The 17,577-nt window shown below is 68.0% G+C and carries 16 protein-coding genes; 10 read left to right on the forward strand and 6 right to left on the reverse strand.

Going from position 1 to position 17,577, the window contains the following annotated elements; all coding sequences use genetic code 11:
- Positions 1–67 precede the first annotated feature (67 nt).
- Entirely contained in the window at positions 68–1,456 is a 1,389-nt protein-coding gene (locus ACSMFO_RS20965) for an amino acid permease (protein WP_436460271.1), read from the forward strand.
- Between the two features lie 215 nt (positions 1,457–1,671).
- Here the strand turns inward: ACSMFO_RS20965 and ACSMFO_RS20970 are convergent, their stop codons facing one another.
- Positions 1,672–3,156, reverse strand: coding sequence for a CoA-acylating methylmalonate-semialdehyde dehydrogenase (locus ACSMFO_RS20970; protein WP_436460167.1), 1,485 nt, complete (start codon positions 3,154–3,156; stop codon positions 1,672–1,674).
- A gap of 20 nt (positions 3,157–3,176) precedes the next feature.
- Complete coding sequence (locus tag ACSMFO_RS20975; RefSeq protein WP_436460168.1) at positions 3,177–4,046, reverse strand: Cgl0159 family (beta/alpha)8-fold protein; 870 nt, start codon at positions 4,044–4,046, stop codon at positions 3,177–3,179.
- Between the two features lie 109 nt (positions 4,047–4,155).
- Between ACSMFO_RS20975 and ACSMFO_RS20980 the strand changes: the two genes are divergently transcribed.
- A complete protein-coding gene (locus ACSMFO_RS20980) occupies positions 4,156–4,905 on the forward strand; it encodes a GntR family transcriptional regulator (protein WP_436460169.1) in 750 nt (249 codons plus the stop codon).
- On the opposite strand, the gene ACSMFO_RS20985 is transcribed toward ACSMFO_RS20980, so the two are convergent.
- The 4 genes from ACSMFO_RS20985 to ACSMFO_RS21000 all read right to left on the reverse strand — a co-directional run bounded on the left by ACSMFO_RS20985 (position 4,885) and on the right by ACSMFO_RS21000 (position 8,358).
- Positions 4,885–6,330 (reverse strand): APC family permease, encoded by a 1,446-nt coding sequence (locus ACSMFO_RS20985; protein WP_436460170.1) that lies wholly within the window; start codon positions 6,328–6,330, stop codon positions 4,885–4,887. The two genes, ACSMFO_RS20980 and ACSMFO_RS20985, sit on opposite strands and share 21 nt — an antisense overlap.
- A gap of 654 nt (positions 6,331–6,984) precedes the next feature.
- Positions 6,985–7,434 (reverse strand): MoaF C-terminal domain-containing protein, encoded by a 450-nt coding sequence (locus tag ACSMFO_RS20990; protein ID WP_436460171.1) that lies wholly within the window; start codon positions 7,432–7,434, stop codon positions 6,985–6,987.
- A gap of 99 nt (positions 7,435–7,533) precedes the next feature.
- Entirely contained in the window at positions 7,534–8,007 is a 474-nt protein-coding gene (locus tag ACSMFO_RS20995; RefSeq protein ID WP_395869632.1) for a carboxymuconolactone decarboxylase family protein, read from the reverse strand.
- Positions 8,008–8,085: 78 nt separating this feature from the next.
- Complete coding sequence (locus ACSMFO_RS21000) at positions 8,086–8,358, reverse strand: hypothetical protein (protein ID WP_436460172.1); 273 nt, start codon at positions 8,356–8,358, stop codon at positions 8,086–8,088.
- Between the two features lie 141 nt (positions 8,359–8,499).
- Here ACSMFO_RS21000 and ACSMFO_RS21005 point away from each other — a divergent pair, with 141 nt between their 5' ends.
- From ACSMFO_RS21005 to ACSMFO_RS21040, 8 genes are all read left to right on the forward strand, one after another.
- Positions 8,500–9,381 carry an SIS domain-containing protein gene (locus tag ACSMFO_RS21005; protein ID WP_436460173.1) on the forward strand — a complete coding sequence of 294 codons (882 nt, stop codon included), beginning with the start codon at positions 8,500–8,502 and terminating at the stop codon, positions 9,379–9,381.
- A 7-nt stretch (positions 9,382–9,388) separates the two neighbouring features.
- The gene (locus ACSMFO_RS21010; protein ID WP_436460174.1) at positions 9,389–10,279 is read left to right on the forward strand and encodes a 1-phosphofructokinase family hexose kinase; all 891 of its coding nucleotides are present in this window, start codon (positions 9,389–9,391) and stop codon (positions 10,277–10,279) included.
- An 8-nt stretch (positions 10,280–10,287) separates the two neighbouring features.
- On the forward strand, positions 10,288–11,169 hold the full coding sequence (locus tag ACSMFO_RS21015) for a class II fructose-bisphosphate aldolase (protein WP_436460175.1): 882 nt from the start codon (positions 10,288–10,290) through the stop codon (positions 11,167–11,169).
- Positions 11,170–11,250: 81 nt separating this feature from the next.
- Positions 11,251–12,645 carry an ABC transporter substrate-binding protein gene (locus ACSMFO_RS21020; RefSeq protein WP_436460176.1) on the forward strand — a complete coding sequence of 465 codons (1,395 nt, stop codon included), beginning with the start codon at positions 11,251–11,253 and terminating at the stop codon, positions 12,643–12,645.
- Positions 12,645–13,595, forward strand: coding sequence for a carbohydrate ABC transporter permease (locus ACSMFO_RS21025; RefSeq protein ID WP_037345437.1), 951 nt, complete (start codon positions 12,645–12,647; stop codon positions 13,593–13,595). Before ACSMFO_RS21020 ends, ACSMFO_RS21025 begins: the two co-directional genes overlap by 1 nt.
- Before the next feature lie 10 nt (positions 13,596–13,605).
- Positions 13,606–14,535 carry a carbohydrate ABC transporter permease gene (locus ACSMFO_RS21030; protein WP_436460177.1) on the forward strand — a complete coding sequence of 310 codons (930 nt, stop codon included), beginning with the start codon at positions 13,606–13,608 and terminating at the stop codon, positions 14,533–14,535.
- 6 nt (positions 14,536–14,541) lie between these two features.
- Positions 14,542–15,609 (forward strand): ABC transporter ATP-binding protein, encoded by a 1,068-nt coding sequence (locus ACSMFO_RS21035; protein WP_038511256.1) that lies wholly within the window; start codon positions 14,542–14,544, stop codon positions 15,607–15,609.
- Positions 15,606–17,462, forward strand: coding sequence for a DUF5107 domain-containing protein (locus ACSMFO_RS21040; RefSeq protein ID WP_436460178.1), 1,857 nt, complete (start codon positions 15,606–15,608; stop codon positions 17,460–17,462). The genes ACSMFO_RS21035 and ACSMFO_RS21040 overlap by 4 nt, the downstream gene beginning before the upstream one ends.
- Positions 17,463–17,577: the final 115 nt, after the last annotated feature.

The following is a 17,577-nucleotide window of genomic DNA, read 5'->3' on the forward strand; positions in this document are numbered from 1 at the left end:
CCGCACACCTTAAGTCTTCCTTAGCAATGTTGGTGACGTGCCGCACACGCTCTACCGTCTGGCAACCATGGATTCCTCGCTGCTCACCGAAAAAGGTGAAAGCTACTCAAAAGCGCTGGGCAACCGCCAAGTGCAGATGATCGCCATCGGCGGCGCGATCGGCGTCGGGCTGTTCCTCGGCGCCGGTGGCAAGCTCCACCAGGTCGGGCCGTCGCTGGTCCTGTCGTACGCGCTCTGCGGTATCGCCGCGTACTTCGTGATGCGCGCCCTCGGTGAGCTCGTGCTCCACGAGCCGTCTTCCGGCAGCTTCGTCACCTACGCCCGCAAGTTCATCGGGCCGTGGGCGGGTTTCGCCTCCGGCTGGATGTACTGGGTGAACTGGGCGATGACCGGCATCGCGGAGATCACCGCGGTGGCGATCTACGTGCACAAATGGCTGCCAGACGTGCCGCAATGGATCACCGCACTGGTCGCGCTCGGTGTGCTGCTGGCGGTGAACCTGCTTTCGGTGAAACTGTTCGGCGAGCTGGAATTCTGGTTCTCGGTGGTCAAGGTGCTGGCCATCGTCGTCTTCCTGGTCACCGCCCTCGGACTGGTGCTCACCAGCGCCGACATCGGCGGCACCACCGCGGGCGTGCACAACCTGACCGCCCACAGTGGATTCTTCCCGGCCGGTGTCGGCATCGCGCTGATGACGTTGCAGGCGGTCATCTTCGCGTACTCGGCGATCGAGGTAGTCGGCATCGCCGCCGGCGAGACCAAGGACGCCCGCAAGGTGCTTCCGAAGGCGATCAACGGTGTCGTCTGGCGGATCGGCGTGTTCTACGTGGGTTCCGTGCTGCTGCTGGCGATGCTCCTGCCGTGGCCGTTCTACAACGGCGGCGAGAGCCCGTTCGTCACCGTGTTCACCCGCCTCGGGATCCCGGGGATCGGTGACGTGATGAACGCCGTCGTGCTCACCGCCGCGCTGTCGAGCTGCAACTCCGGGCTCTATTCGACCGGCCGCATCCTGCGCGCGCTCGCGGACAAGGGCGAGGCGCCGAAGTTCGTCGGCCGGATGAGCAGTCGCCATGTGCCTTACGGCGGCATCCTGTTCACGTCCGGCGCCTACGTGCTGGGCGTGGTGCTCAACTACCTGGTGCCGAAGGACGCCTTCGACATCGCGATCGCCATCGCCTCGCTCGGCGTGATCACCACCTGGGCGACGCTGATCTTCTGTCAGCTGCGGCTACGTCAGGCGGCGCTGCGCGGGGAGGTGGAACGGCCGTCCTACCGGATGCCGTGGGCGCCCTACAGCGGCTGGGCGACGCTCGGCTTCCTCGCGCTGGTGGTGATCCTGATGGGCTTCTCCGACGGCGCCGAGAAGATCGCCTTCTACTCGATCCCGGTGCTGGTCGTGGTGCTGGCGGTCGGCTGGCGGATCGTCGGGAAACGGCAACGGCAAGAGGTGCGCTGACAGTCGTCGCCTTCGCAGTACATGAAGGCCCCCTTCCTTGCGTCTAGCGCAAGGAAGGGGGCCTTCATGTACTGGGGGATACCTTCAGGGTAGGCAAGGAGGCCTTCACGGACCTGCCGCCACATTCAACAGCCACCTAAGAAACCCTTGGCGCTGACACCCCGTGTTTCGTCCTCTGAATGCGCAATCGCATTCAGAGGACGAAACGCGGGTGTTCAGCTGGACGTCGGGAAGTGGAAACCGGCGGTGGAGTGCGGCCACCGCGTGGTGACGACCTTCGCCCGCGTGTAGAACCGCACGCCGGCCGGCCCGTGGATCGGGCTGTCGCCGATGAGGGAGTCCTTCCACCCGCCGAAGGAGTAGTACGACATCGGCACCGGGATGGGCACGTTCACCCCGATCATCCCGACCTTCACCTCGCGCTGGAATCGCCGCGCCGCCTCGCCGCTGCCGGTGAAGACCGCGGTCCCGTTGCCGTACGGGTTCGCGTTGATCAGCGCGATCGCTTCGTCCAGTGTGGACACCCGGATGATCCCGAGCACCGGTCCGAAGATCTCGTCGCGGTAGGCGGCCATCTCGGTGGTCACGTGGTCCAAAAGGGACGGTCCGACGAAGAACCCGTCCTCGTGCCCGGCGACCCGCAGCTCCCGCCCGTCGACGACCACGGTCGCGCCCTGCTCCGCCCCGAGGGCGACGGAGTCGATCACCCGCCGCCGCGCGGCCTCCGTGACCACCGGTCCCATGTCGTTGCCCGCCTCGTGGCCGGGCCCGACCTTGATCTCAGTGGCTTTGCGCTCGAGGATCTCGATCAGCCCGTCCCCTGCCGACCCCACGGCGACACCGATGGAGATCGCCATGCAACGCTGCCCGGCGGAACCGTACGCGGCCGCCGTGAGGTGGTTCGCGGCGTATTCCAGATCGGCGTCGGGCAGGACGACGGCGTGGTTCTTGGCCCCGCCCAGCGCCTGCACGCGTTTGCCGGTGGCCGTCGCGCGTTCGTGGACGTACTTGGCGATCGGGGTCGACCCGACGAACGACACGGCGTCGATGCCGGGGTGCTCCAGGATCGCGTCGACCGCGACCTTGTCCCCGTTGACCACGTTGAACACGCCGTCGGGCAGCCCCGCCTCGGCATACAGTTCGGCGACCAGCCGGGACGCGGACGGGACCCGCTCGCTCGGCTTGAGGATGAACGTGTTGCCCGCCGCGATGGCGATCGGGTGCATCCACAACGGCACCATGATCGGGAAGTTGAACGGCGTGATCCCGGCGACGACACCGAGCGGCTGCCGGAAGTCGTGCACGTCCACGTCCCGCGAGACCTGGTCGGAGAAGCCACCTTTCAGCGCGTCGGCGATCCCGCAGGCGTATTCGACGATCTCGCGGCCGCGGACGATCTCGCCGCGCGCGTCGTCGATCACCTTGCCGTGTTCGGCGGAGATGATCCTGACGAGTTCGTCCTCGTGCTTCACCAGCAGCTCGCGGAAGGCGAACATCACCTTCGTCCGCTGCGAAAGCGACGAATCGCCCCACGCCCCGAAGGCCTTGGCCGCGGCGGCCACCGCGGTGTCCACATCGGACGGTTCAGCGAGCAGCACCTCCGCCCGTGCGTGCCCGACGGCCGGGTCGTACACCGGGGCCGTGCGGGTGGAGCCCGCCGTGGTCGCGGCGCCGTTGATCCAGTGGTCGATGGTCTTCACGCGTTGTCCTCCACAGGTGTTCACAGCAGTCCGACGGCCGTGTCGACGGCCTTGGTGACGTCGCCGTCGTGCGGGTAGAGCAGGGATCGTCCGACCACGAGGCCCTGCACGGTCGGCAGCGCGAGCGCCCGCTGCCAGGAGGCGAACGCGGCGTCGGGGTCCTTGACCTCGCCGCCGAGCAGGACGGCGGGCAACGTCGAGGCGGCCAGCACGCGTTCCATGTCCTTCACCACCGGGAGCTTCAGCCACGTGTACGCCGATGTGCGGCCCAGGGCGGAGGCGATGGTGATCGAGCGGATCACGGCGTCGGGGGAGAGGTCGTTGCGGAGACGGCCGTCGACCCAGTCCGAGAGGAACGGTTCGACCATCGCGATCAGCTTGCGGTCGGCCAGGTCGTTGACCGCCTTCGCGGTGTTCTCGAGAACGCTCGGTGTCGTCGGATCGGTCAGGCAGATCCTGGTGAGCGTCTTGCCGCCGTCGAAGCGCATCCGCTCGATCGTTTCGGCGTCGTAGCAGGCGAACCGGTCGTCGATCTCGAAACTCGATCCCGCCAGTCCGGTGCGGTTCATCGAGCCGATGACGGTCTTGCCGTCGAGCACGCCGAGGAGCAGCAGATCGTCGATGATGTCCGGCGTCGCCAGCACGCCGGTGACCCCGGGGCGTTCCAGCGCCAGGCCGAGGCGGTCGAGCAGTTCGCCGCGGTCGGCCATCGCGAGCGGGTCGGAGCCGACGCCGTTCGCGCCGCGAGCCGGATGGTCCGCGGCGATGATCATCGTGCGGCCCTTGTCGTTGAACGGCGATTTCGCGCGGACGCGGGTGGCGGCGGCCACGGCGATCGCTCCCGGATCCCGCACCCTCGCAGTGGCTATCCGGCGCACTGTGTCCGACACGTTCGTACCTCCCGGCTCGCGTGGTCCTTCGACCATCGCAAGCGTTCGGAGACTTTGTCAAGACATATGGACATAAGGTCATAATGGTCGAGCGCGGTAGGCTCCGCGCATGAAACCCTGGGTGCCCGGCGAGATCGTGGTGGATCCGAACGGCCCGGAACCGCTGTACTCCCAGGTCGCCCGGCAGATCGGCGCCGCCATCGAAGACGGCAGGCTGCCCAACGGCGCCCGGCTGGACAACGAGCTGGACCTGGCGGCGCGGCTGCACCTGTCGCGGCCGACCATCCGCCAGGCGATCCAGTCACTGGTCAACCAGGGCCTGCTCGTCCGCAAACGGGGTGTCGGCACGCAGGTCGTCCGCACCAAGGTCGCCCGGCCGCTGCGCTTGAGCAGCCTCTTCGACGACCTCAGTGAACTGGGGGACAAGCCGGAATCCGTCGTCCTCGTGAACCAGGTCGAGCCCGCGGGCGACGAGGCGATCGAACAGCTCGAAACGCCGGGCCTGACCCACGTCCGGCGGCTGAAGCGGGTGCGCTCGACCGGCGGCGAACCGCTGGCGATCATGAACAACTACCTGCCCGACGGTCTCATCGATCCGGCCGACGACGAATTGCGGGACAAGGGGCTCTACCAGCTACTGCGCTCGGCGGGTGTCCGGCTGCACGCCGCCCAGCAGAACGTCGGCGCCCGGCAGGCGACCGAGGAGGACGCCGAACTGCTCGACGAGAAGCCGGGCGCGGCGCTGCTCACCATGCGCCGCACCACCTACGACGAGTCCGGCAAGGTCGTGGAATACGGGTGGCACGTCTACCGCGCCTCGCGCTATTCGTTCAATCTCTCACTGACCAACAACGTTTGACGGTTCGCGTTCCAGGTCGGTTTCCAATGCGTCGTAAACCGAAGGACGGAACCGGCGCAGCCAGCCGGCGAGCGCGAGCCCGGCCAGCGCGACCACCAGGAGCAGCCACGGCAGGAGCGGGACGACGCCATTGCTCGACCCAGCGAGCGTGGGGAAGTTGACGATCGCCAGCGTCACGATGAGCCCGAGGCCCACCGCGCCCAGCCCGGGCGCGATCAGCGTCTTCACGACCCGGCGGTCCCGTGTCCGGCGGAAATAGACCAGGATCGCCACCGCCGCGAACAACTGCAGGGTGAGGATGCCGAGGGTGCCGAAGCCGGTCATGCTCGCGGTGAGGTCGGCGACCGGGTCGAGCCCGGCGAGACGGAACGCCAGCGCCACCACCGACCCGAAGAGCAACTGGACGATCGAGGCGTAGTGCGGCGCACCGTTGCGCGGGCTGGTCTTGCCGAGCACACGCGGCAGCACGCCGACCCGGCCCAGCGCGTACAGATAGCGGGTGGCCGAATTGTGCAGCGCCAGCAGTGCCGCGAACAGGCTGACCACCAGAAGCAGCAACATCACCTTGGTCAGCGGGCCGCCAAGGTACTCCTGGGCGACCGAAAGCACGAGATCCCCGCTCGACAGATGCGCGGCGGCCACGTCCTGCGCCTGCTCGGCGCCGATCGCGCTGACCACGGCCCAGGTCGTGAACGCGGCGAACACCCCGATGAACCCGATGGCGATGTAGGTCGCCCGCGGGATCGTCCGCTTGGGATCCCTGGCCTCCTCACCGAACAGCGCCGTCGCCTCGAAACCGATGAAAGCGTTGGCGGCGAACAACAACGCCAGCCCGCCGGCACCTTGGAACATCACGGACGGGCTGAACGCGGCGAACGAGAAGCCGTGCCGGAACAGCACGCTGAAGTCCATGATCAGCAGGATCGACACTTCGAGGATCAGCGAGGCGCCCAGCACCTTCGCGCTGACCGCGATCCCGCGACGGCTGAGCAGGAGGACCAGCGCGACCGAAAGCGCGCTCCAGAACAGCCAATCGAGTTTCAGGCCGAAGACGTCGTCGATCGCCGTGGAGGTGAAGAACCCGCTCGTCCCGATCGCTCCCGCGACGAAACAGTTGTAGCCGAGCATCGCGATGAAACCGGCGACGAGACCCGGTGTCCTGCCCAATCCCTTGACCACGAAGGCGTAAAAGCCGCCCGCGCTCGTGAGAACCCGCGACATCTGCGCGTACCCGACCGCGAACAGCAACAGGACGACCGTCGCCAGCAGGAACGCCGCGACCATGCCGCCGCCGTTCCCGACCGCGATGCCGATGGCCGCGATCACGATCATCCCGGTCAGCGGCGCGACCGCGGCGAGCACGAGGAAGACGATGCCTGGCACGCCCAGGACGTTTTTGGCGAGCGACGTGTCGTCTCGGCTCATGCGCTGCTCCTCATCTCCGCTGGACGGCCAGTATGGGAGCGGAGGTGGGCTTGGGCTTTGCCTTTGCGCGCGCGGCGCTTGTTCGGCAGCGCCTGGTCGTGAGTGGCGTTTCGGGTTACTGAGAGGTAAGTCAAAGGTGACGTGATGGAGTCGGCGGTGCGAGCGGGCTCGCCACCGAGGCCTGGCGCCACTCGGACTGTCCAAAAAGGACGTTCTGCGAGATCAGCGCGTCTGATTTGGGCACTTTGCGCAGTATTGCCAGGGGGTCGCGAGTGGCGAGGGTCGTTCTATCGAGGGTAAGTCGAATATGGCGTGATCGAACCCTGCCACGCGGGATTCCGGAATGACTCGCGGGGACGAGCCCGGCGCGATGTGTCCACGGCGGACACCTTGCCTGGCCCGCGCGCCCGATTGATGTCATGATGTCCGGTCCCTCCGGTGGGTCGTGAGTGGTAAAGAGGGCTAGAACGACCATTACCACTCACGACACCCGGGCAATACTGCGCAAAGTGCCCAAATCAGACGGTTTGATCTCAAAAAGTATCCTTTTTGGACAGTCTGAGGGCGTGCTATGCCTCGGTGGCGAGCCTGCACGCGCCGCCGACTCCATCGCGCCACTTTTGACTTACCCCTCAATAGAGCCCGAAACGCCACTCACGACCGCGGTTCGGGAAAGGAGGGCCATCCGTGCGGCTTGTCCAGGATCTCGATCGTCGCCTGATCCACGAGAAAGTACTGCCCGCCGTCCTCGCGCGGATTCGTGTAGGCGGCAGTCGCGATCAGACGGCCGAAGTCCGCCATCACGGCGATCGGATAACCGCCGTCGAAGATCTCACCGTGCGCCGCCGTCGCGACTGTTCCGGATTCGTACCAGGTGACGAAATACTGCGCCGGGCCGGTTTCGAAGACACGCAGTGTCGATTCCTTCTGGCGGACACCGGCGAAATCGCCGGAGACGCCGGTCCAGATCATCGTCGTCCTGTCCGCATAATGCTGCTCCAGCACGTTTCCCGAGCCGTAGTGGAAGTTCGCGCGCAGCCCGACGAGGTCGGCGCTGAGCCGATGGGTGCCGGTCACGGGGAAGAAGCGGACGTCGAGTTGCACGGGCTGAACCTCCGGATCGCTGGTATCCGCAGGTTTAGCAGCCCGTCGCACCTCGATCGTTGTCCGGCGAAGCGATGCTGTTGTCGATGAACGCGAGGATCAGTCGAACATGCCGGGCTGGTAGTCGCCTGCCGGGGTCCGGGCGATGACGTTGAGCCGGTTGTACGCGTTGATCGTGGCGACCAGCGCGATCAGAGCGCCGATCTGCTCGTCGTCGTAGTGCTTGCGCACCTGCGCCCAGGTGTCGTCGCTGACGCCGTGGTGCGCGTCGGCGATGCGGGTGCCCTCCTCGGTGAGCGCGAGGGCCGCGCGCTCGGCCTCGGTGAACACGTTCGCCTCCCGCCAGGCGGCGACCAGGTTGAGCCGGACCGAGGTCTCACCGGCGTGCGCGGCGTCCTTGCTGTGCATGTCGGTGCAGAAGCCGCAGCCGTTGATCTGGCTGGCGCGCAGCTTCACCAGTTCCTGCGTCGCGTGCGGCAGCGAGGACTCCTCGATCGGGCGGTTCGCGGCGCCGAGACGCTTGGCGTACTTGAGGATGACTTCGTTCTCGAACAGGTTGACGCGCGGTTCCATGATCTTCCCTCTCGGTCGATTGCTGCCTACATGACGAGCCGGACGGAGAGGTTGTGACAGCTTTCGGAGTGACGCCGGTCACTCGTGCAGGAGCCCGGCGAGGATCTCGGCGCCGTCGACGACGCGAGGTCCGGGGCGGTTGAAGTAAGCCGGGCCGTCCAGGATGTGCACGGCCGGGATGTCACCCCAGCCGGGCAGTCCGGTCGGCAGTGGTAGCTCGGCCTTGGTCCGTTCGGGCGGGAAACCGCAGGGCATGAACAGAAGGACGTCGGGCCGCGCTGCGACGACGGTGTCCCACGTGATCGGGCGGGCGTGTTCGCCCGCGGCGGGGAGCAGCGAGACGATCCGCATCCGTCCACCGTAGGTGACCAGGCCATCCTGCACATCTGAACGCATCAAATGCGTGAAAGTGCGCTAATAGAGCATTGACGTTGCACAAAACTGCACCTAACGTGACAGCTATTGCGCACAACTGGTACGGATGGGGAGTTCATGAGCGGGACCTTCATGGCGGCGGAGATCGCGAGCCAGCCCGGCCGCTGGCGGGACGCGGCGGCGCTGGCCTCGGCGAACAGTGAGCTGCTGCCGCCGCCGGGCGCGCGGGTCGCGATCGTCGGCTGCGGCACGTCGTGGTTCATCGGCCAGGCGTACGCCGTCCTTCGCGAGTCCGCCGGGCTCGGCGAGACCGACGCCTTCGCCGCGTCGGAGTTCCCGGACGGCCGCGGTTACGACCACGTGGTGGCGCTGACCAGGTCGGGTACGACGACCGAGGTCCACGCCCTGCTGGCGAAGCTGCGGGGCCGGACGCCGACCATCGCGATCACCGGCGTGCCCCGCGAGATCGAGGCCGCCGCGGACACGATCGTCGACCTGTCCGTCGTCGACGAGCGCTCGGTCGTGCAGACCCGCTTCGCCACGACGGCGCTGGCGATGCTGCGCGCGCACCTCGGCGAGGACCTGACCGCGGTCGCCGACCAGGCCGAGCGCGTGCTCGCCGAACCGCTGCCCGACGAGCTCATCGGCGCCGAGCAGTTCAGCTTCCTCGGCACCGGCTGGTCCGTCGGCATCGCGAACGAGGCCGCGCTCAAGTTCCGCGAGGCGTGCCTGCTGTGGACGGAGTCGTACCCGGCGTGGGACTACCGGCACGGGCCGATCAGCATCAGCGAACCCGGCCGCGTGACCTGGATGTTCGGGCAGGCGCCGGAGGGGCTGGCCGACGACGTCGCCCGCGCGGGCGGCCTGTTCGTCGAGAGCGGCCTGGACCCGATGGCGGACCTGGTCCGCGCGCAGCGTGTCGCCGGGGCCATCGCCGCCCGCAAGGGGCTCGACCCGGACAACCCCCGCAGTCTCACTCGTTCCGTCGTCCTGACCTGAGGCAGCCGTGATCGTCACCGTCACGCCGAACACCGCGCTGGACGTCACGTACACAGTGGACGGTCTGCGGGCCGGTGACGTGCACCGGGTTCGGGAGGTGCGGCACCGGGCGGGCGGCAAGGGAATCAACGTCGCCCGTGTCCTGCACACGCTCGGCGCCGACGTCCGCGCGCTCTTCACGGCGGGCGGCGCGACGGGCGCCGCCGTCGTGGGTGATCTCGCCGTGGCGGGAATCCCCGCCACGGCGGTTCCGATCGGCGGCGAGACCCGGCGCACCATCACGGTTCTGGCCGACGACGGATCGGTCACGCTGCTGAACGAGCCAGGGCCCCGGCTCACCGGAAACGAGTGGCAAACGTTTGCCGAGGCCGTCCGGGCCCGCAAGCCCGACGTCCTCGTCTGCTCGGGCAGCCTTCCTCCCGGAGCCGGGGGATACGCCGGGCTGTTCGGCGACGCACCGTCCATCTTGGACACCTCCGGTGAAGCGCTGCTCGCCGGACTGGCCGGGAAACCGTCCGTCGTCAAACCGAACGCCGACGAACTGCGCGAGGTCACCGGCCTGCGAGATCCGGTGGCCGCCGCGGCCGAACTGCGCAAGGCCGGCGCCGGCGCCGTCGTCGTGTCGCTGGGTGCCGAAGGACTGCTGGCGGTGACCGACTCCGGCACCTGGCACGCGGCACCGTCCACTGTGCTCACCGGCAACACCACCGGCGCCGGCGACGCCGTCGTCGCCGCGCTGGCACTGGGGCTGAGCCGCGCCGAATCCTGGCAGGACATCCTGCGCCGCGCCGTCGCGTTGTCCGGGGCGGCCGTGCTCGGCCCGCTCGCCGGGGACGTCGACCTCGCGCACTACCGAGCCGAACAGGGGCTGGTCGCCGTGCGCGCCCGCCCGGATTAGGAGTTGTCATGCCTCTGGTGGGAACCGGGGAGATCGTCGGCGCCGCAGCGGCGGCCCGGCACGGCTGCGGCGCGTTCAACGCGATCCAGCTCGAACACATCACCGCGATCATCGACGGCGCCACCGCGGCGGAAGCGCCGGTGATAGTGCAGCTGAGCCAGAACGCCGTGAAATACCACGGCTCCCTGGCGCCGGTCGGGACAGCGGCCCTCGCCGCGGCCAGAGGGGCCGCGACACCGGTCGCGGTGCATCTCGACCACGCGGAATCGGCCGATCTGGTCCGCGAGGCGGTCGCGCTCGGCTTCGGCTCCGTCATGTTCGACGCGTCCAAACTGGACTACACCGACAACGTGCGCGCCACCCGGGAAGTCGCCGCGTACTGCCACGACCACGGAGTGTGGGTGGAGGCCGAACTCGGCGAGGTCGGTGGCAAGGACGGCGTCCACGCGCCCGGCGCGCGCACTGATCCCGACGAGGCGGCGGAGTTCGTCGCGTCCACCGGGATCGACGCGCTGGCGGTGGCGGTGGGCAGTTCGCACGCCATGCTCACCCGTGACGCCGCGCTGGACTTCGAGCTGATCGCGCGGCTGCGGGAGAAAGTGCCGGTGCCGTTGGTGCTGCACGGCTCGTCCGGCGTACCCGACGACGGGCTGGCCGAGGCCGTGCGAGCCGGGATGACGAAGATCAATATCGCCACCCAGCTCAACAAGGTGTTCACCGCGGCCGCGGCGGAGGACTGGCGCGCGCATCCTGAGCGGGTCGACCCGCGGAAATACCTCGGTGCCGGGCGTGCCGCGGTCGCCGTCGAGGTGCGGCGACTGCTGGGAGTGCTCAAGCTTGATCATGTTGAACCGGTCAAGGTGACGATTGAGCAGACTTTGCGCGATTGAGTGTTGACATGTGCGTGAAACCTCACAAAACTGCGCAAGAACAAGCAGAACTTGTGTGATCTTCGATCCAGGTGGTGGCGGATGCGGGTAGGCAGGCTCACGGCATTGACGGCAGGGGCGGCGCTCCTGCTCGCGGGATGCGGCGGCGGGGACACGGCGGCCGGTGGCACCGGCGAGAACGCGCTCCCGGGCGTCGATCAGTTCCTCAACGCGCCCTGTCCGGAGGCCGGGGTGAAACCCGCGACGGACAAGGAATTCACGTACTGGTCCATGTGGACGGCCGACGAGCCGCAGGGCAAGGTCCTCCAGAAGGCCTTCAAATGCTTCCAGGAGAAGACCGGCGTCAAGGTCGACGTGCAGTGGCTGGGCCGCAAGGCCTACACCCAGAACCTGGTGCCCGCGCTGAACACCGACGCCGTGCCGGATCTGTTCGACCAGGACGTCAGCAAGGTCGGCGCGGCGGTCATGACGCCGGGCGGCACGCAGAGCGTCGACGACGTGTTCGCGATGAAGGTCGGCGAGGGCGACAAGACCGTCAAGGACGTGCTTTCGCCCAGCTCGTACGACTTCCCGCAGAACAAGGACCGCGAGGGCCACAACTTCATGGTCCCGTACACGATCCAGTCGAGCGCCTGGTGGTTCAACAAGGACACCGCCGGCGACATCCAGCAGCCGAAGACGATGGACGAGCTGATCGGCCTGTTCGACAAGGCGAAGTCCGACGGCAAGGCCGCGATCAGCCTCGACGGCGACATCCCGTTCTACAACATGTACTTCTACACCCAGCTCGCCGAGCGCTATGTCGGCGCGGGCGGGCTGTACAAGGCCGCGACCGACAAGACCGGTCAGGCGTGGAAGACCGACCCCGGTTTCCTCAAGGCCGCCACCGAAACCGCGAAGCTGCCCAAGTACTTCATCGACGGCTGGGACGCGGCGAAGTTCCCGCAGGTGCAGCAGCGCTGGGCCGACGGTGACTCCCGGTTCCTCTACGTCGGCAGCTGGGCGCCGAGCGAGACCCGCGAATACCTGGACAAGCAGGGCGCCGGAACGAAGATCAACTACGGCTCCTTCCAGTTCCCGATGCCCGAAGGCGCCACGCACGACACCGTCGAGCAGATGTCGATCGGGTTCTCGGTGACCAAGAAGGCCAAGCACGCCGAAGCGGCCAAGGCGTTCATCGCCTACTTCCTCAACAAGAACCTGCTCGCCGGGATCCCCGTGGTGGCCGACAACCTCGTGCCGCGGGCGGACCTCGCCGTGCCGGACGACCTGAAGCAGGTCAAGGCCGCGCTGGACGATCCGAAGAAGGAGCACGTCCTGCAGTACGACGGGATCGACGGTATCGCCGGCGGCAAATGGCAGACCGACGTCTTCGACCCCGCCGACATCGCGCTGCTGAAGGGCCAGATCACCCCGCAGCAGTTCGTCGACCAGCTCGCCACCAAGGGTGCCGAATTCTGGAAGAACCAGGGCTGATGGCGACAGTCACGACTCCGGCGAAACCGCCGGCGCGGGCCGTGAAGGCCGGGGCGCACCTGAGTCGCAAGAAACGGCTGTTCTGGCCGTTCGCCGCGCCGGCGCTGGTGCTGTACCTGGCCTTCCTGGTCCTGCCGACGATCGCGACCGTCGTGCTGAGCTTCACCAGCTGGGCCGGGGCGGGGGACACGCCGGAACCCAACGGCGTCACCAACTACACGCAGATGTGGGCGAGCGACTCGTTCCAGTACGCCTTCCGCAACACGCTGATCTACGTGTTCCTCGGCGGCATCGGCACGTTCGCGCTGGCGTTCCTGTTCACCATGGTGCTGCGGGACATGAAGGGCGGCAAGATCGTCCGCGCCATCCTGTTCTTCCCGAACATCGTGGCGCCGGTGGCGCTCGGCATGTTCCTCGGCTTCGTCTTCAAGTACCAGCCTGGGAAACAGGGACTGGCGAACTACGTGCTGGAAAGCCTCGGCGCGGACGCGGCGAAATTCCTCGCACCGTCCAATGTGACCGGTGTGGTGACGGCTTCGCTGATCTGGGCCAGCTCGGGTTTCTACATCACCATCCTGATGGCCGCGGTCGACCGCATCCCGCCGTACCTCTACGAGGACGCGGAGCTGGGCGGCGCGTCGCCGTGGCAGAAGTTCAAGAACATCACGCTGCCGATGACCTGGGACGTCGTCGGTGTCGCTGGAGTGCTGTGGACGATCAACGCGCTCAAGATCTTCGAGCTGGTGTTCGTGCTGGCCGGTCCGGGCACCTACGCCCCGCCCAACGAGGCCTGGACGCTCGGGATCTACGTGTTCGACCGGACCTTCGGCTCGAACGGCACCCCGGACTTCGGTGCCGCCTGTGCCTGCGCGGTGGCGATGATCGTGCTGGTGTCCGTGCTCGTCGTCCTGCTCCGCCGGTTGATGCGCCGTGACGCGATCCAGTTCTGAGGGAGACGAAATGTCCGTCACCGACGTCGAGGCGCCTCCGCGTCCGTCGCCGAAACCGGTGCGCAAGCCGCCACGCAAACCACGTCCGGCGCCCGGCTCCAAACGGTTCAGCCCGTTGCGCGTCCTGGGTTCCACGATCGTGTGGCTGTTCACCGCAGGCAACATCCTGGTGCTGTACTGGCTGCTCACGGCGTCGTTCAAGACACCGGTGGAGATCTTCACCAAGCCGTTCGACCTGCCGTACCAGTGGTTCAAGGTCGGCAAGCCGTTCCGGAACTTCATCTACGCCTGGAACAACGCCGGTTTCGGCGAGGCCGTGCTGACCACCGTGATCCTGGTCGGGCTGGCGACGGTCGTCACGGTCGCCGTTTCGGCGCCCTGCGCGTACGCCCTGACCAGGCTCGGCGTCCGCGGCGCCGGGCCGATGACGAACGTCGTCGCGATCGGTATGGGCGTGCCGTTCCAGACCGTGATCATCCCGCTGTTCGTGGTGCTCAGCAAAGTGCACCTGGACAACGAATACGGCCTGTTCGTGCTGTACGTGGCGCTGTCGATCCCGTTCACGGTGTTCCTGATGACCGGGTTCTTCCGGTCGCTGCCGGACGAACTGGAGGAGGCGGCCGCGCTCGACGGCGCGTCGCCGACGCGCACGTTCTTCTCGGTCATGCTGCCGTTGACCCGGGGCGGCATGATCACCGCGCTGACGCTGAACGCCATCGGGCTGTGGAACGAGACGCTGCTGGCGATCGTGTTCCTCAAGGACCAGGCGCATTTCACGCTGTCGCGCGCGCTCTTCACCTTCTACGGGGCGGCGAGCTACCAGTCGGAGTACGGCGGACTGATCGCCGGTGTGGCGATCGTCGTGCTCCCGATGCTCGTGCTCTACCTCGTGCTCGCCCGCCGGATCATCACCGGCCTGACCCTCGGCGCCGGAAAGTAGGACCTGATGGCCACCGTGACCTTCTCCGACACCACCCGGTTCTACGCCGGGGTGGACCGTCCCGCGGTCGACGGCCTCGACCTCGAGGTCGCCGACGGCGAGTTCCTGGTGCTGGTCGGCCCGTCCGGCTGCGGGAAGTCGACCACGCTGCGGATGCTCGCCGGGCTGGAAGGCGTCGACGACGGCTCCATCCACATCGGCGACCGCGACGTCACCGAACTGCCGCCGAAGGACCGGGACATCGCCATGGTGTTCCAGAACTACGCGCTCTACCCGCATATGACGGTGGGGGAGAACATCGGCTTCCACCTGAAGCTGGCCAAGATGCCCAAGGCCGAACGCGAGCGCAAGGTGGCCGAGGCCGCGGCCGTGCTCGACCTGACCGAGTACCTGGACCGCAAACCCGCGAAGCTGTCCGGCGGTCAGCGGCAGCGGGTCGCGATGGGGCGGGCGATCGTGCGCGAGCCCAGTGTGTTCCTGATGGACGAGCCACTGTCCAACTTGGACGCCAAGCTCCGCGTGCAGACGCGCACCCAGATCGCGTCACTGCAGCGGCGGCTGGGCATCACCACGCTCTACGTCACGCACGACCAGGTCGAGGCGATGACCATGGGAGACCGGGTGGCCGTGCTGAAGGACGGGATCCTTCAGCAATGCGACACCCCGGTCGGACTGTTCGCCAAGCCGGTCAACGTGTTCGTCGCCGGGTTCATCGGCTCGCCCGCGATGAACCTGCTGGAGACCACTGTGGACAGTGATGGTGCCGTCGCCGGTGGGACGCGGCTTCCGCTGACCCCGGCGCAACGTTCGGCGCTGACCGGGCCCGGTATCGTCGTCGGCGTCCGGCCCGAGGGCTGGACGATCGGTGACGGCGGTTTCGAGGCCATCGTCGAGGTCGTCGAGGAACTGGGCAGCGACCAGTACCTCTACTGCCGTGACGGCGAACGCGTGCTGACCGTCCGCACTCCCGGGATGGCCCCGTGGCAGCGCGGCGAGCCGATCTCCCTGACCCCGCAACCGGGTGCGGTGCACCTGTTCGACGCCGCGACCGGTGACAGGCTCCCGGACGCATGACCAGCCTGTATCGCACCGGGCTGGTGCTCCCGGCCGCCGAGCTGGGGCCGGAGAACCCGTTGCCCCCGCTCCGGAAACCGGAGGCCGTGGCCAAGGTGTCCAATGTGGACGAGCTGCCGCCGGACCTGGCGGAGAACATCGGCTACGGCCGCCTGGACACCACGTTGCCGTGCCTGCTGCAGGACGGCTACACCCGCGAGCGCACCGACCGTGAACTCCCGGCGATGGTGCTGGAGAACGACGAACTCCGCGCCACCGTGCTGCCGTCGCTGGGCGGACGGCTGTATTCACTGGTCCACAAGCCGTCCGGACGTGAGCTGCTCTACCGCAACCCGGTGTTCCAGCCCGCGAACCTCGCCCTGCGGGACGCGTGGTTCGCCGGCGGTGTCGAGTGGAACCTCGGCAGCACCGGGCATACGACGCTGACCTGCGAGCCGATGTTCGCCGCGGAGGTCGAGGGCCCGGACGGCACACCGGTGCTGCGCCTGTGGGAGTGGGAGCGCACCCGCGACCTGCCGTACCAGGTCGATTTCTGGCTGCCGGAAGGGTCGGAGCAGCTGCTCGTGGCGGTGCGGGTGCGCAACCCGCATCCCTACGACGTCCCAGTGTACTGGTGGTCGAACATCGCGGTGCCGCAGAACGAGGGCACCAGGGTGCTGGCGCCCGCGACGCAGGCCTGGCATTACGGCTATTCGGGACGGCTCGACCTGGTCGACGTACCCGGCGAGCTGACGTATCCGGCGCGGGCGGAGGCCGCGGCGGACTACTTCTTCGAGGTGACCGGGCGACCGTGGGTCGCGGCCGTCGAAGCCGACGGGACCGGGCTCGCTCAGCTGTCCACCAGCCGGTTGCGCGGCCGGAAGCTGTTCCTGTGGGGCGAATCCACCGGCGGACGTCGCTGGCAGGAGTGGCTGGCACCGGAGGCCGGGGGCTATCTGGAGATCCAGGCCGGGCTGGCCCGCACGCAGCTGGAGCACCTGCGGCTGCCGCCGGGGGAGAGCTGGGACTGGCTGGAGGCCTATGGTCCTGTCGCCGCCGATCCGGCCGCGGTGCACGGTGACGACTGGACGGCGGCTCGTGAAGCCGTCGCCGCCGGTCTGCCGTCGGCGGAGACCATGGACGAGCTCCACGAAGCGTGGCGGAAGATCGCCGACGTCACCCCGGAATCCTTCCTGGCCACCGGTTCCGGCTGGGGCGCGCTGGAGAACCGGCGCGCGCCCATGTGCCTGCCCGGCACGCCGTTTCCGGACGAATCGCTGGGGCCGGACCAGGAGCCGTGGCTCGCGTTGCTCGACGGGACGCCGCCGGACGGCGATCCGCTCGCCGTCCCTCCGGCGACGCTGGTGAACCGGTACTGGGCGGATCTCATGGAGTACGCCCCGAAGAACTGGCTGACCTGGTATCACCGCGGCGTCGCGCACTGGGCGGCCGGACGGCAGTCGGACGCGGTCCGCGCCTGGCGCGAGTCCGTGTCGGCGGCCGAGAACCCTTGGGCGTTGCGGAATCTCGCGATCGCCACGGCCGGGCACGAGGCCGCCTGGCTGTACCGGCGGGCGGTCGCCCTGGCGCCGTCACTGCGTCCCCTGGTCGTCGAGGCCATCGCGGCGCAACTCGCCGCGGGGCTCCCGGACGAAGCGAGTGTGCTGCTGGACGGATTGCCCGTGGAAGGACGGATCGCGCTCCTGACCGCCCGGACCAGGCTCGCCCTCGGCGACACCGCCGGGGCCAAGGCCGTGTACGACAGCGGTTTCGAGGTCGCGAACATCAGGGAAGGGGAAACGTCTTTGTCCGACACCTGGGCGGCGGTTTCCGACGAACCGTTGCCGGAACAGCACGACTTCCGGATGAAGTGACCGGCCGGGCCACTCGACCGGCGTGCCGCTCGCGGCGGACAACCGCGATGCAGCATACTGCTCGAAACAGTGGCCAACAGCGCACCGGTATGCGCGATAGGCCGCAGCGAGCTAG

The organism is Amycolatopsis sp. w19 (assembly GCF_051373225.1).
Lineage (GTDB): Bacteria > Actinomycetota > Actinomycetes > Mycobacteriales > Pseudonocardiaceae > Amycolatopsis > Amycolatopsis japonica.

What these genes read in the sequence shown, in the direction of transcription:
- ACSMFO_RS20965 (WP_436460271.1), top strand. Translation starts at nt 68, where the DNA reads ATGGATTCCTCGCTGCTCACCGAAAAAGGTGAAAGCTACTCAAAAGCG.
- ACSMFO_RS20980 (WP_436460169.1), top strand. Translation starts at nt 4,156, where the DNA reads ATGAAACCCTGGGTGCCCGGCGAGATCGTGGTGGATCCGAACGGCCCG.
- ACSMFO_RS20985 (WP_436460170.1), bottom strand. Translation starts at nt 6,330, where the DNA reads ATGAGCCGAGACGACACGTCGCTCGCCAAAAACGTCCTGGGCGTGCCA.
- ACSMFO_RS20995 (WP_395869632.1), bottom strand. Translation starts at nt 8,007, where the DNA reads ATGGAACCGCGCGTCAACCTGTTCGAGAACGAAGTCATCCTCAAGTAC.
- ACSMFO_RS21000 (WP_436460172.1), bottom strand. Translation starts at nt 8,358, where the DNA reads ATGCGGATCGTCTCGCTGCTCCCCGCCGCGGGCGAACACGCCCGCCCG.
- ACSMFO_RS21005 (WP_436460173.1), top strand. Translation starts at nt 8,500, where the DNA reads ATGAGCGGGACCTTCATGGCGGCGGAGATCGCGAGCCAGCCCGGCCGC.
- ACSMFO_RS21015 (WP_436460175.1), top strand. Translation starts at nt 10,288, where the DNA reads ATGCCTCTGGTGGGAACCGGGGAGATCGTCGGCGCCGCAGCGGCGGCC.
- ACSMFO_RS21020 (WP_436460176.1), top strand. Translation starts at nt 11,251, where the DNA reads ATGCGGGTAGGCAGGCTCACGGCATTGACGGCAGGGGCGGCGCTCCTG.
- ACSMFO_RS21025 (WP_037345437.1), top strand. Translation starts at nt 12,645, where the DNA reads ATGGCGACAGTCACGACTCCGGCGAAACCGCCGGCGCGGGCCGTGAAG.
- ACSMFO_RS21030 (WP_436460177.1), top strand. Translation starts at nt 13,606, where the DNA reads ATGTCCGTCACCGACGTCGAGGCGCCTCCGCGTCCGTCGCCGAAACCG.
- ACSMFO_RS21035 (WP_038511256.1), top strand. Translation starts at nt 14,542, where the DNA reads ATGGCCACCGTGACCTTCTCCGACACCACCCGGTTCTACGCCGGGGTG.
- ACSMFO_RS21040 (WP_436460178.1), top strand. Translation starts at nt 15,606, where the DNA reads ATGACCAGCCTGTATCGCACCGGGCTGGTGCTCCCGGCCGCCGAGCTG.